Source organism: Temperatibacter marinus (assembly GCF_031598375.1).
GTDB classification, from domain to species: domain Bacteria; phylum Pseudomonadota; class Alphaproteobacteria; order Sphingomonadales; family Kordiimonadaceae; genus Temperatibacter; species Temperatibacter marinus.
Genome location: NZ_CP123872.1, coordinates 2,814,641 through 2,829,034 on the forward strand (window position 1 = coordinate 2,814,641; position 14,394 = coordinate 2,829,034).

Sequence of the window (14,394 nt, forward strand, 5' to 3'; positions counted from 1 at the left end):
CTATTCTTCTGAACCAAACAAGCTGGTTTTGTCGCCAGCTGGGGCACTATTCAAGCGATCAACTTGAGGGCCTGGTTTCGGATCATCGCCAGCAGCAAGCTTGTTTAAAAGCTCAACGACTGATTCTGGGGTTAAATCTTCATAATAGTCATCGCCAATTGAAAGCACAGGCGCATTCACACACGCCCCGGCACACTCGATCTCGTCAAGGGTGAAAAGGCCATCTTCTGTGGTCTGCCCTTTTTCAATGCCAAGCTTGTCTTTGCAGGCTTTCATAATGTCATCTGACCCGCGTAACCAACAAGGTGTTGTGCCACATACACGAACGTGATGCTTACCAATTTTCTTGTGATTATACATGGTATAGAAAGTTGCAACTTCTTGAACGCGGATTGCCGGCATTCCAAGATAGTCTGCAAGATATTCCATAATCTCCACGGTAACGTGACCATCATTTTGGCGTTGTGCTAGATCCAGCAAAGGCATGACAGCAGATTGCTGTTTTCCTTCTGGATATTTAGCAATATGCCATTTTGCAATTTCTTCATTTTCCGGTGTAAATTCGAATTTATCACCGTGCATTAGTGTACCAGCACTCATCGGTCCACCTCACCAAATACAATATCCATCGCACCAAGAACAGCTGGCGCATCTGCGAGCATGTGACCTCTACATAAGAAATCCATAGTTTGCATATGCGCGAACCCAGGGGCTCGGATTTTACAACGATACGGGCGATTAGACCCGTCTGAAACAAGATAAACACCTAATTCACCTTTAGGAGCTTCAACAGCTGCATAAGCTTCCCCTTCAGGCACTTTGAAACCCTCTGTGAAAAGTTTAAAGTGGTGAATGAGCGATTCCATAGAGCGTTTCATATCACCACGACGCGGCGGTGCAAATTTCCGATTATCTGAAATCACAGGCCCTGATGGCATTTGCTCAATAGACTGTTTGATAATTTTTATTGATTCGTACATCTCTGCAACACGCAGCATAAAGCGATCATAACAATCACCACTGGTACCAACGACAACGTCAAAATCCATTTTATCATAGACTTCATAAGGCTGAGAACGACGCAGATCCCAAGCAACACCCGTAGATCTAATCATAGGGCCTGACATGCCCCATTCCTGTGCCTCTTCGTAGGTGAAGCGTCCGATATCGACATTTCGCTGCTTAAAAATACGGTTATCAACAAGCAATGATTCGATGTCACCCATAACCTTTGGGAAAGTCTCACACCACGCGAGAATATCATCAGCCAAACCATCTGGCATATCCTGATGGACACCGCCAGGGCGGAAATAGGCAGTATGGAGGCGTGCTCCAGAGACACGCTCATAGAATTCCATCAACTTTTCACGCTCTTCAAAGCCCCACAAAATAGGCGTCAGGGCACCAACATCAAGCGCGTGTGTAAGCAAATTCATCAAGTGATTTAAGACACGGCCAATTTCACAGTAAAGCACACGGATATACTGAGCGCGATCCGGCACTTCAAGATTCAATAGCTTTTCAATTGCCATAACAAAGGCATGCTCTTGATTCATTGTTCCAACATAATCGAGACGATCGAAATATGGCAAAGCCTGTAGATACTGCTTATGCTCAATTAGCTTTTCAGTGCCTCGGTGAAGAAGGCCAATATGAGGATCTGCTCTCTCGATCACCTCGCCGTCAAGCTCAAGAACCATACGAAGAACACCGTGCGCTGCAGGGTGTTGCGGACCAAAGTTCAGGCAATAGTTTTGAATATCAACATCAACGTCAGACATGATTATCCCTCAGCCTCCTCAGATACATCCTCTTCAGCCTTCTCATCCCCTGGAAGGATATGCTTAGCCCCTTCCCAAGGTGACATGAAATCGAAGTCACGGAATTCTTGTTTAAGTTCTACAGGCTCATACACAATGCGGTTTTCTTCTTCGCTATACCGAACTTCAACAAATCCAGTCAACGGGAAGTCTTTCCGCAGGGGATGTCCTTGAAACCCATAATCTGTAAGGATGCGACGCAAGTCTGGATGATCTGCAAAGAAAATACCATACATGTCCCAGGTTTCACGTTCAAACCAGCCTGCCGATGGAAATACAGAAACTGCACTCGGCACAGTCTTTTCTTCATCAGTATGGACTTTCACACGAATGCGTGCGTTATTTGACATGCTTAACAGGTGATAGACCACATCGAAACGCTCAATCCGTTCTGGATAATCTACCCCACATACATCCATCAGTAATTTAAACATACACTCTGGATCATCACGCAAAAAGGTTAATACCTTGAGGATATGATCACGGCGTACTGTAATTGTCAGCTCGCCCCGATCGATCTTAGTATCAACCAGCTCATTTTCCAGACTTGTAGCGATATGCTCGCTTAAGCTTTTTAAGGCTGTATCAGTCACGCTAATGCGCTCCCTTAGTTATAGCGACCAGACAAACTGGTCTTTCAACATTTAAAGAAGGCTATCCCCTAGCCTTCCTGCAATTCTATTCTTATCGCGTTAAAGTACCTGTGCGGCGAATTTTACGCTGCAGCTGAAGAACACCATAAAGCAAAGCCTCAGCAGTTGGAGGACAGCCGGGCACATAAATATCAACAGGGACAATCCGATCACATCCACGAACAACGGAATAACTATAGTGATAATAGCCACCTCCGTTTGCACAAGAGCCCATTGAAATAACATAGCGAGGCTCAGGCATCTGATCATAAACCTTACGCATGGCTGGTGCCATTTTATTGGTTAATGTACCAGCAACGATCATAACATCACTCTGACGAGGTGAACCACGTGGTGCAAACCCGAAACGTTCAACATCATACCGTGGCATTGACGTATGCATCATTTCAACAGCACAACAGGCAAGACCAAAAGTCATCCACCACAAAGATCCAGTCCGCGCCCAGTTAATCAAATCATCAATTGATGTAAGAACGTAGCCATTCTCAGTAACCTCCTGAGACAGCTTATTATAATAATCCTCTGCAGCAGGACCTGGCACTGGCGACAATGCTGTTCCTGACTTTGAAGCAGTTGTGACTGGGTTATCTACTCCCATTCCAGAGCTCCTTTTTTCCACTCATAAATGAAGCCGATCGTTAAAATTCCCAAGAATATCATCATTGACCAAAAACCAAAGACACCGATCCCACCCAAGGACACGGCCCACGGGAAAAGAAAAGCAACTTCAAGGTCAAAGATAATAAAGAGAATTGCAACGAGATAAAATCTAACATCAAACTGAGATCGTGTCTCGTCAAAGGCCTCAAAACCACACTCATATGCTGAGAGTTTTTCTTCATCTGGACGTTGTTTAGCAACAAGCATCGCAGCAAATACAAAGACTAAAGCTAGGCCGATTGCAATTCCAAGAAAAATCAGGATCGGCAGATAGTTAATCAGTAAGGATTCCATAAGGGATCTTCCATAACTTTGTTGGCACAAATTCAGGACCTTTTATCCACTCTAACGCCTTGATGCAAGGAAGAAATCCTTATTAAGAACCGTTCGCACCTAGTTGTATTCGCTTCACAAAAGCTGACAAATCTAGTCAAGTTTCCTGTTAAGAGAAAGTCTAGTACTTTCGTCTTAATAATAGCTTTAAAGGGAAGATGGTATCTAAGCAACAAAAAAGCCCTAACCGAAAGGCAGGGCTTCTTGTTTTGAGCAAGTGGCGCGAGTGACGGGGCTCGAACCCGCGACCCTCGGCGTGACAGGCCGATACTCTAACCATCTGAGCTACACCCGCGCGCTGCTTGCGAGATGGGTTTTACGAGCAAGCACCTCATCTGTCAACAACACATTTCACTTTTTTGAATTTTTTTTTGTGCCCTAGTTTATCAGACGAATTTCACTTATTATTCCAAGCCACCCGAAATAAAAAAAACGCCCAGACCACAAGGGGTTGAGCGTTTCTTTAAATTATAATGCAAGTGGCGCGAGTGACGGGGCTCGAACCCGCGACCCTCGGCGTGACAGGCCGATACTCTAACCATCTGAGCTACACCCGCGCGCTGCTTGCGAGAGGCGTTTTAGGGTCAACTTGAGCCAGTGTCAATTTATTTTTTAAGATTTTTTTGAGAATTGCGGAAGATCCAGTAAAAGCACTTGAAATTGCTGCAATTTACAGAACCAAGCACATTGTAAATTCTCTTTAGTCACTTCTAGCTGTCTGGCTTAATTTTACAGTTTTCATCAATTGTATTAATCTTTGATGACTCATTTTCCTGGGTTCTAAACGGTCTGAACAAGAATATTTTAATATTGCTTCTCGATTTACATCTGTATCCATGATGAAAGCCATCCACCAATCTGCAAAGTCACGTTCTTCAATATCAATACAGCCTACGAGAACCACCCCATTGTGATGGGGGTCTGCACATATATTATGATATAAATCACTGACCTTCGCCCGCTCTCCTTCTAAGACCTGTATATAAAATTTCCCGTAGGCCCATAAGGCACCTGTAATATAATTCTTCGAATTATGATCTTGTGCTTTATGAAGAAGACTTTCAAGTTCAAGCTTATTCTGTTCATTTACTTCACTGTAGTACACAAGTTGACTAAGCTGACTTGGCATGGACTTCTCCTCAGTTGCAATAATTCTTTTATATACTGAGAACTAGTGTGAAAGTTTTCTTAAGCAAGAAGTACCGGCCCATAAAAAAAGGCCGCCCGTAAAGGCAGCCTATTTTTAAAGTTCAGTGGTGGGTGATGACAGGCTCGAACTGCCGACCCTCTCGGTGTAAACGAGATGCTCTACCAACTGAGCTAATCACCCCTACACTGAAGACTTAATTTTGGCGATGGTGGGTGATGACAGGCTCGAACTGCCGACCCTCTCGGTGTAAACGAGATGCTCTACCAACTGAGCTAATCACCCGTTTCGCCAAATGATCCGAAACATAATTATGTTCCTTGTGGACGAGCGGTTTCTAAGAGCTTATGAGGTCATTGTCCAGCAAAAAATATATTTTTTTTACAAAAAAGAAACGGCCGCAAGAAACTTGCGACCGTCCCTTAAGGATATATGCCCGAAATTAGCTGTTTACAGCGTCTTTTAGACCTTTACCAGCTTTAAACTTAGGCTGCTTAGACGCAGGAATATCAATTTCCTCGCCTGTACGTGGATTGCGGCCTTTAGAAGCAGCACGGTTTGCTACAGAAAATGTACCAAAACCAACAAGACGTACTTCATCACCACCAGCAAGTGTTGATGTTACGGCTTCAAATACAGCGTCGACAGCTTTACCAGCGTCAGCTTTAGAAAGTTCAGCAGCGTCAGCTACTTTTGCAACTAGATCATTCTTATTCAAGGTATCCCCCTCTAGGTTGAGATAGAATTGTTATTGTTCATTGCTTTCGTATCCCGAATGCAATGGCAGTTTAATCTTAAAAAAAACCATCTGTCAAAATAAAAAACCGCAGAAAGCTGCGGTTTTTATAACTTTTTTTACTTGCTTTTTTGAATTTAGGTCAATCAGTACCTAATGAGTCGTCAAATCGGGGGTATTTTCATCATTTTCCCCAGAAATTGTGGATAACTCAGCTTCATCTGGCCAGTCAATTGATTCGAGTTCTTCGACCAATGCATGTTTTAACACTTCATCAGCGTGCGAAACGGGAACAATCTCGAGTCCTTTTTTCACATTATCGGGTATATCCGCTAGATCCTTTTCATTATCAGCGGGAATCAGTACCTTTTTGATGCCTCCGCGAAGCGCTGCGAGAAGCTTTTCTTTCAAGCCGCCAATTGGTAAAACACGTCCTCTTAATGTTACCTCTCCCGTCATCGCGATGTCTTTTCGAACAGCGACGCCGGTGAGAACAGAAACGATTGATGTCACCATGGCAATGCCAGCACTTGGACCATCTTTTGGAGTAGCACCTTCCGGTACGTGAATGTGAATATCTTTAGTTGTAAAAGTTTTAGGTGAAATGCCAAACTCTACACAGCGCGAATGAACAAAAGACCAAGCCGCGGAAATCGATTCCTTCATAACCTCGCCCAGCTTACCTGTTTGTTTAACCTGTCCTTTACCCGGGACTATTACCGCTTCAATTGCAAGAAGTTCACCGCCAACCTCGGTCCAGGCCAGTCCTGTTGTTAAACCTATTTCATCTTGCTCTTCTACTTCACCAAAACGGAATTTCCTGACACCAGCATAACTGCTTAAATTTCGTGTTGTAACTGCAATCTTTTCTTTTGATCCTTCGACAATTTCTTTCAGAGCTTTGCGAATTAATTTTGCAAGCTCTCGCTCTAAACTTCGCACGCCTGCTTCACGGGTATAATATCGGATCACATCTTGAATGGCAGAGTCAGAAATGCTCCATTCATCTTTCTTGATGGCATGATCTTTCATTAATTTTGGCAGAAGGTGGCGTTTCCCAATTTCAATCTTTTCGTCTTCGGTATACCCAGAAAGATGAATGATCTCCATCCGATCCAAAAGTGGACGCGGCATATTGAGGCTATTAGCCGTTGTCACAAACATCACATCAGATAAATCATAATCAACTTCAAGATAATGATCATTAAATTTGCTGTTTTGTTCAGGGTCTAAAACTTCAAGCAATGCCGAAGCTGGATCACCGCGGAAGTCTTGCCCCATTTTGTCAATTTCATCTAATAAGAAAAGAGGATTAGAGGTCCCTGTTTTCTTCATGTTTTGCATAATCTTACCGGGCATGGATCCAATGTAAGTTCTCCGATGACCGCGAATTTCAGATTCATCTCTCACACCACCAAGTGAGAAACGTACAAATTCACGCCCTGTCGATTTTGCAATCGATTTACCAAGCGAGGTTTTTCCAACACCCGGTGGGCCAACAAGGCACAAAATTGGTCCTTTCAATTTTTTTGCCCGCTGCTGAACAGCCAAATATTCAATGATCCGTTCTTTAACTTTCTCAAGACCAAAGTGGTCTGTATCCAAGACAAGCTGTGCTTTCTTGATATCTTTTTTCACTCTGCTCTTTTTGCTCCAAGGTACAGAAAGCATCCAATCTAGATAATTGCGAATAACAGTGGCTTCTGCTGACATGGGAGACATATTTTTGAGTTTTTTAAGCTCAGCCAAACATTTCTCTTTGGCCTCTTTACTTAATTTTGTCTCATTAATATTATCTTCAAGTTCTTGAATTTCTTCACGTCCATCATCGCCGTCGCCCAATTCTTTTTGAATCGCTTTCATTTGCTCATTCAAATAATAATCGCGCTGAGTTTTCTCCATCTGGCGTTTTACTCGGCCACGGATTTTCTTCTCCACCTGAAGAACACCGATTTCACCTTCCATGTAGGAATAAACACGCTCTAAGCGCTCAATGATACTAGCGGTTTCCAACAATTCCTGTTTGTCCCCAACTTTCAAGGCCAAATGTGCTGCAATTGTATCAGTAAGTTTCACCGGATCTTCGATTTGATTGACGGTTACCAAGACTTCTGCTGGGATTTTTTTATTCAGCTTCACATATTGTTCAAATTCAGAGACCACTGAGCGAGAGAGAGCTTCCATCTCTTCTTCAGATCCGACTTCATCTGGAATGGGTTCGGCGCGAGCTTCGAAATAATCATCCGTACGCGTATATTCAATGACTTGAGCACGCGTACCGCCTTCCACAAGAACCTTTACAGTTCCATCTGGTAATTTCAACAGTTGCAAGACTGTAGCAATCGTCCCTATTTCATAAACATCTTCAACACTAGGATCATCCTCGCCAGCATCCTTTTGGGCCACCAGCATGATTTGTTTATCATCTCCCATCACCTGCTCAAGTGCGGCAACACTCTTATCGCGCCCAACAAACAGCGGAACAATCATGTTTGGAAAGACGACAATATCTCTGAGAGGGAGAACTGGGAATATTTGTTTTTCTTCTTGATACATAGCAGTGACTATCTCTTGTGTAGATTACTAGGAACGTTTGTTGTGATAAACTGACTTGGAACAATCAATTGAAAAAAGCTTAGTATAGGAATTGTCTTTAAGCGAAGAAAAAAGTCACTAAAGGCAAAAAAAGAGCTCCAAATACAGTATTTATCATACTTGCTTCAAGATTTGGGGCCTGAAACACGAATTTCAAGCCCCTAATCTCTATTTTATTGGTGTTTTTGAAAGAAAAACGACTCTAACCAGCCTCATTTCTCTTTTCAGCATAGATTAACAGGGGTTCAGCATTACCTTCAACCACTTCTGCGTTAATAACAACCTCTTCAACCCCTTCACTTCCTGGAAGGTCAAACATTGTATCTAACAATGTATTCTCCATTATAGAGCGAAGTCCACGGGCCCCTGTTTTCCGCTCAATTGCCTTTTTAGCAACAGCAATGAGAGCATCATCCGTAAAGGTCAACTTTGTTTCATCCATATCAAATAGAGTTTGATATTGTTTCATAAGTGCATTTTTCGGCTGTGAGAGAATTTGTACAAGAGCGTCCTCATCCAAATCTTCAAGTGTTGCAAGAACTGGCACACGACCCACAAATTCAGGAATGAGACCAAATTTCAAAAGATCTTCAGGCTCTACGTCTTGGAAAAGCTCTCCGGTATTCCGATCATCTGGCGCCGCAACAGAAGCACCAAAACCAATTGATTTATCCTGCATTCGTGTTGAAATAACTTTATCAAGCCCAGCAAAAGCCCCACCGCAAATAAACAGAATATTTGTCGTATCAACTTGAAGGAATTCTTGCTGAGGATGCTTGCGTCCGCCTTGTGGAGGGACAGAAGCAACTGTTCCTTCCATGATTTTCAGGAGTGCTTGTTGCACGCCTTCACCAGACACATCTCTGGTAATAGAAGGATTATCAGACTTGCGGGTGATTTTGTCTACTTCATCAATATAGACAATACCACGTTGTGCTTTCTCAACTTGATAGTCTGCAGACTGCAAGAGTTTAAGAATGATATTCTCAACATCTTCACCGACATAACCTGCTTCAGTTAGTGTTGTTGCATCTGCCATGGTAAATGGTACATCAAGGATGCGCGCCAATGTTTGTGCCAGCAGAGTTTTACCGCACCCTGTTGGTCCGACAAGAAGGATGTTTGATTTGGACAACTCGACTTCGCCGCCGCCTTGGGTGGCATGGTGAAGGCGCTTGTAATGATTATGAACTGCCACAGAAAGAACTTTTTTAGCGCCCCCCTGTCCGATAACGTAATCATTTAGAACATCAAGGATTTCTTGAGGGGTAGGAACCCCATCACTTCCTTTAGAAAGATTGCTTTTGCTCTCTTCCATAATGATGTCATTACACAGCTCAACACATTCATCGCAGATAAAAACTGTCGGTCCGGCGATAAGCTTTTTCACTTCATGCTGGCTCTTGCCACAGAAGGAACAATAAAGTGTTGATTTGTTTTCTTCGTCCGTCATTTCACTCTTCTTACTCTGTTAGATGCATCTTTACACTCAAAGCTCTCTAACCTACAAAATATTGACTTTCTATTCCATGCTAGCGGTTTTTAGGCCTATCTCAAGCAAAAAATAGATTTTTATTCACCCTCAAGCATAACGCCAATCATGACCGTATAAGGGCATGAAGTGAGAGGCTTCCTTACTCTTCTTCTAAATCACTTCTTTTTTCAAAGACCTGATCGATCAATCCAAACTTAAGGGCCTCTTCAGCACTCATGAAGTTATCACGATCCATTGCCGCTTCAATTTTATTGAGCTTCTGACCGGTATGTTTCACATAAATATCATTGAGACGCTCTCGCAATTTCAAGATTTCGCGAGCCTGAATTTCAATATCAGAAGCTTGTCCGCGAGCGCCGCCTGATGGCTGATGAATCATTATACGCGAATTTGGAAGTGCATAACGCATGCCCGGCTCCCCTGCGGCAAGCAGTAAAGAACCCATAGAACAAGCCTGACCAATGCAAATAGTCGCAACTTTAGGCTTGATATACTGCATTGTGTCATACATGGCCATGCCAGATGTTACGACCCCTCCAGGGCTATTAATATAGAAGCTGATATCCTTATCAGGATTTTCGGCCTCCAAGAATAAAAGCTGTGCAACCACAAGTGCAGAAACTTCATCATTAACTGCTCCAGTTAAAAAGATGATCCGTTCTTTAAGTAAACGAGAGAAAATGTCAAAAGAGCGCTCGCCCCGATTAGTCTGTTCTACAACCATCGGCACAAGAAGGTTTTTAAAATCATCTACAATATCTACCATCAGTCTCTCCTGAATAAATTCTCGCTGTTTCATGCAGCTTTATAATAGGTAATCTCTAGCAAACGATATGCAAGGGCAGCAAGTCACAAAATCATCATAAGTGGTAATAATCTGTGGATAACTCTTCTTTACCCCTATTTTGCCAAGATATTCGACCCGAAAAGGAAGTCTTCCATAAAAAAAGGCTCGGAAAAATCCAAGCCTTCTTCATTATTTTTAAAAAGTACGTGATGCTTATTTAGCAGCTTTTTTCTTAGCAGGCGCTTTTTTCTTAGCTGGCGCTTTTTTTGCTGCTGCTTTTTTAGGTGCAGCTTTTTTCTTCGCCGGTGCCTTTTTCTTAGCAGGAGCTTTCTTTTCAGCAGGCGCTTTTTTCTTTGCTGCTGCTTTTTTCTTAGCAGGAGCTTTTTTCTTAGCCGGTGCTTTTTTCGCTTTTGGATTAGCTTCTTCTTCGTCGATGGCACGCACAGCATTGTCTAGTTCTTCGAATGAAACAGACTTATCTGTAAGATCAGCACCCTCAAGAATAAAGTCTACAACTTTTTCTTCAAAGATCGGAGCACGTAGTTGAGCTTTTGCTTGCTCATTTTGGCTATAGAATTCAAAGATTTGTTGTTCTTGACCAGGGAAGCGGCGGGCTTCTTCAATCACACGACGATTAATTTCTTCGTTTGTGACTTGAACATTGTTTGCAACACCAATTTCAGAAAGTAAGAGACCCAGACGTACACGACGTTCTGCAATGTCGCGGAATTCTGCAGCTTCTGCTTCATCAGCTGGCTTATCAAGGCCTTCAAGGTCTTCTGCTTTTGCTTCGCCAGAAGAGAGCATGTCACGTTTGATTTGCTCCCATATAGCATTGAATTCCATATCAACCATCTTCTCAGGAACCGCAAATGTATAATCTTCAGCAAGAGAATCGAGAAGCGAACGCTTAAGCTTAGCGCGGGTAAGAGCTGCTGTCTCTTGCTCAAGAGAACCTTTAACAGCGTCTTTAAGACCATCAACATCTTCAAAGCCCATGCCTTTGGCAAATTCTTCGTCAATTTTTGTTTCTGATTCACGACGAACTTCTTTAACAGCTACTTTGAAAGAAGCGTCTTTCCCTTTAAGGTCTTCACTGTGATAATCAGCTGGGAAAGCAACATTGACTTCAACGTCCGCTCCAGCCTTAGTACCTACAAGTTGCTCTTCAAAACCAGGGATGAACTGACCAGAACCAAGTTCTAGCTGGAAGTCTTCGCCTTTTCCGCCTTCAAACTCAACACCATCCACAGAGCCAACGAAATCGATTAGAACGGCATCGCCCTCTTTCGCTTTAACTGTTTTTGCTGCTTTCTTGAAAGACTTCTGACGAGACGCCATTTCAGTAAGACGTTCATCGACTTGTGTATCTGATGCTTCAGCTACCCAGCGCTCAAGGGCTGGTGCTTTGAAGTCATCAACTTTAATTTCTGGAAGAACATCCATCTTCACAGAAAAAGCAAGATCTTTACCGTAATCCCACTCAGCTTCGTCAACCAAATCAACAGCAGGCTGAAGAGCAGGCTTCAATGAGTTTTCTTCCATAAGCTTATCAAGGCTGTTTTGAATAGCTTCATTCAAAACCTGACCTTTAGCACGTTCACCGTGCATTTTTTTAAGCAATGAGAGAGGGGCTTTTCCTGGACGGAATCCATTGATGCGAGCTGTCGCACGGAATTCATTCAGGATTGCATTAAGACGGGCATCTAGGTCGTCAGCAGCAAGAGTTACTTTGAACTCGCGTGACAGACCTTCGTTTAGAATTTCTTCAACATTCATGGGAGGTCCCACTTTCTGTATAATATCTAGTTAACTCCTCAAACCAAGGCTCTCCAAATGAAAAAGCCCCATACAATGATGGGGCATTTTCCTCTAGGGACTTACAGGATAGTGTTTTGAAGTGGTGCGGGTGAAGAGACTCGAACTCCCACGCCATAAGACACCAGAACCTAAATCTGGCGCGTCTACCAATTCCGCCACACCCGCACACTCAACAAATTAAAACCTAATGGTTTTAAACACTTTCCCGTGCCCAGGCCGGACAAGTTCAAGGCAAAGCCTATTCCATGTCCTGTCTGGAGGTGCTTATAACAGCCAAAATTTATTAGACAAGACATTTTTTACAAGAAAATGATTTTTTTCTGATGGCTGAGTAATTTTCGTTGATTTTTAGGAGATTTAGGTACTGATTTTATTACGCACCTAAACAGAATTAAGGTAATACACGTGCAATGATAGGAAGCAAATCACTAGCAATCATGCCCTTCCCTGCTGTCATAGCCGATTCAGAATGGAAATAGACAGCAGCACTACTGGCTTCAAAAGCTGGCATTCCCTGTGCCATTAAACCTGCAATCATTCCGGCCAGTACATCACCTGTACCTGCAACGGAGAGCCAAGTGGGCGCATTGCTATTGATATATGCGCGCCCGTCGGGATGGGCGATAATAGTATCAGCCCCTTTTAAGACAACAACTGCCCCCATATCTGCAGCAGCTGATCTTGCCGCCATCAACCGACCTTCAGAAAGGGGATATTCAGGGAAAAGGCGTGTGAACTCGCCCTCATGAGGGGTCAGAACCAATTTCAAGTCTCCCTTAGACTTGCGCTTGAGTTTTTTTGACCGTCCCACAAAGCTCAAAAGACCATCTGCATCTAGGACACAGGGAATATCTCTTTTCAAAACCCCTAAGACGAGTTCATTTGTTTTCTCGCCAACACCAGCGCCTGGACCAATGGTCACAACGTTTAACCGTGGATCATCTAAAAAACCAAGGAAACCAAAGTTTGAATCAAAACGACGAACCATAATATCGGTGAGCGCTGTGGCTTGCACAGAATAACTTTCACTGGGACATGCTAAAGACACCAGTCCCGCTCCAGAACGCAGAGCGGCCATAGATGTCAAACGAGAGGCCCCTAACGTGGGTTCGCGTCCGCCTAGGACAAGCACATGCCCTTTATTATACTTGTGTGCAAAAGGAGATGTTATTGGGTAGAGATGCTGCCAAGCTAGGGGAATATTCTCGCCGGTTTTCGCTTGAATATCTGTTAAAGTTTTTGTTGGGATACCAATATCCATCACATGAATATGGTCAGATCCTCCACTAAGAAAACGGCCTGGCAAAAGAACGTGCCCGGGTTTGCGGGTAAAAAATGTAACCGTGACATCTGCTTTAACACAAGATCCAAGAGCTTGACCTGTCGCGCCATCCAGGCCAGAGGGTAAATCTATTGCAATTGTTAAAGCATCTTCTTCATGGTTAACTGCCTCAATTAAATCAGCATAAATACCAGAGACAGGCCGAGAGAGCCCTGCACCAAAAAGAGCATCGAGTATGATCGACGCGCCTTTCACACAGTCGGGGGTCGCTTGATTCACTGTCCCCTCAAACCGTTCGGCCATATAATGCGCGTCACCGCTGAGATCTGACACTTTACCAACTAAATATAATTTTACGGGGAAACCCCAGTCTTCAAGATAGCGTGCGGCAACGAATCCGTCCCCGCCATTATTACCTGGACCACAAAGAACACAAACTGGTCCAGCCAGATCAGAAGGTGCTGATACCGCTTGGGCTACTACTGTAGCGACACTCTTCCCTGCAGTTTCCATAAGTTGCACAGAAGATATGCCTGCTTCAACAGCCAATGCATCAGCTTTGATGCTTTCCTCTGGGCGCAGTAAAACACAATCAGAATTATAAAATCCCGGAGACGGATAAACTGTCCAGTCATTCGATTTAGCTATTGTTTGTGTATTGGTCCCTACCAAAACCCTCTCCTGAGCAGATATGTATCGAAGACATATCATTAAGCATAACTGAGAGAAGGTGCAAGTCTTTGATACAATCGATCTCAAAATATTGAGTACACCGCACAAATACACTTTTATGGAGTTAGGAATACAAAGAAAAGAAGTGGGGCGAGTGACCGGGATCGAACCGGCGACTTCCAGAATCACAATCTGGCGCTCTAACCAACTGAGCTACACCCGCCACATGAATGGGTGCGCCTAAATAGTCCCGACTATCCCTTCTCGTCAAGTGTAAAACAGCGCCTTTTATATTTTTTTTCTTGGCTTGGTCTTTTTATCATCAAATGAAGAAGCATAAAAAATACTCAATTGCCTATATTTTATGCAATTTACGCCTCTATTTTGTGCACT

At 43.4% G+C, this 14,394-nt stretch carries 12 protein-coding genes and 6 tRNA genes; all 18 read right to left on the reverse strand.

All coding sequences use genetic code 11. The features are described 5' to 3' along the window. Nucleotides 1–600, reverse strand: coding sequence for an NADH-quinone oxidoreductase subunit NuoE (gene nuoE, locus QGN29_RS12710; RefSeq protein ID WP_310798247.1), 600 nt, complete (start codon nt 598–600; stop codon nt 1–3). After that, nucleotides 597–1,781, reverse strand: coding sequence for an NADH-quinone oxidoreductase subunit D (locus QGN29_RS12715; protein WP_310798248.1), 1,185 nt, complete (start codon nt 1,779–1,781; stop codon nt 597–599). Before QGN29_RS12715 ends, nuoE begins: the two co-directional genes overlap by 4 nt. Nucleotides 1,782–1,783: 2 nt before the next feature. Next, nucleotides 1,784–2,413: an NADH-quinone oxidoreductase subunit C gene (locus tag QGN29_RS12720; RefSeq protein WP_310798249.1), complete on the reverse strand. Its 630-nt coding sequence runs from the start codon at nt 2,411–2,413 to the stop codon at nt 1,784–1,786. Between the two features lie 91 nt (nt 2,414–2,504). Continuing rightward, nucleotides 2,505–3,071, reverse strand: coding sequence for a NuoB/complex I 20 kDa subunit family protein (locus QGN29_RS12725; protein ID WP_310798250.1), 567 nt, complete (start codon nt 3,069–3,071; stop codon nt 2,505–2,507). Beyond that, nucleotides 3,062–3,427, reverse strand: a complete 366-nt coding sequence (locus tag QGN29_RS12730) for an NADH-quinone oxidoreductase subunit A (RefSeq protein ID WP_310798251.1) — start codon at nt 3,425–3,427, stop codon at nt 3,062–3,064. The genes QGN29_RS12725 and QGN29_RS12730 overlap by 10 nt, the downstream gene beginning before the upstream one ends. 257 nt (nt 3,428–3,684) lie before the next feature. After that, nucleotides 3,685–3,761, reverse strand: a tRNA-Asp gene (locus tag QGN29_RS12735). A 185-nt stretch (nt 3,762–3,946) separates the two neighbouring features. Then, a tRNA-Asp gene (locus tag QGN29_RS12740) sits at nt 3,947–4,023 on the reverse strand. 143 nt (nt 4,024–4,166) lie between these two features. Further along, nucleotides 4,167–4,595, reverse strand: coding sequence for a BLUF domain-containing protein (locus tag QGN29_RS12745; RefSeq protein ID WP_310798252.1), 429 nt, complete (start codon nt 4,593–4,595; stop codon nt 4,167–4,169). Between the two features lie 125 nt (nt 4,596–4,720). Continuing rightward, a tRNA-Val gene (locus QGN29_RS12750) sits at nt 4,721–4,796 on the reverse strand. Nucleotides 4,797–4,822: 26 nt separating this feature from the next. Further along, a tRNA-Val gene (locus tag QGN29_RS12755) sits at nt 4,823–4,898 on the reverse strand. Between the two features lie 157 nt (nt 4,899–5,055). Beyond that, nucleotides 5,056–5,331, reverse strand: a complete 276-nt coding sequence (gene hbs, locus QGN29_RS12760; protein WP_310798253.1) for a non-specific DNA-binding protein Hbs — start codon at nt 5,329–5,331, stop codon at nt 5,056–5,058. Nucleotides 5,332–5,502: 171 nt separating this feature from the next. Beyond that, complete coding sequence (gene lon, locus QGN29_RS12765; RefSeq protein ID WP_310798254.1) at nt 5,503–7,905, reverse strand: endopeptidase La; 2,403 nt, start codon at nt 7,903–7,905, stop codon at nt 5,503–5,505. 241 nt (nt 7,906–8,146) lie between these two features. Continuing rightward, the gene (gene clpX, locus QGN29_RS12770; protein ID WP_310798255.1) at nt 8,147–9,397 is read right to left on the reverse strand and encodes an ATP-dependent Clp protease ATP-binding subunit ClpX; all 1,251 of its coding nucleotides are present in this window, start codon (nt 9,395–9,397) and stop codon (nt 8,147–8,149) included. A gap of 181 nt (nt 9,398–9,578) precedes the next feature. After that, a complete protein-coding gene (clpP, locus tag QGN29_RS12775; RefSeq protein ID WP_310798256.1) occupies nt 9,579–10,205 on the reverse strand; it encodes an ATP-dependent Clp endopeptidase proteolytic subunit ClpP in 627 nt (208 codons plus the stop codon). Between the two features lie 234 nt (nt 10,206–10,439). Beyond that, nucleotides 10,440–12,005 (reverse strand): trigger factor, encoded by a 1,566-nt coding sequence (gene tig / locus QGN29_RS12780; RefSeq protein ID WP_310798257.1) that lies wholly within the window; start codon nt 12,003–12,005, stop codon nt 10,440–10,442. Nucleotides 12,006–12,127: 122 nt separating this feature from the next. Continuing rightward, nucleotides 12,128–12,212, reverse strand: a tRNA-Leu gene (locus QGN29_RS12785). A gap of 226 nt (nt 12,213–12,438) precedes the next feature. Further along, entirely contained in the window at nt 12,439–14,001 is a 1,563-nt protein-coding gene (locus QGN29_RS12790) for an NAD(P)H-hydrate dehydratase (protein WP_310798258.1), read from the reverse strand. A 146-nt stretch (nt 14,002–14,147) separates the two neighbouring features. Next, nucleotides 14,148–14,224, reverse strand: a tRNA-His gene (locus QGN29_RS12795). Nucleotides 14,225–14,394 lie beyond the last annotated feature (170 nt).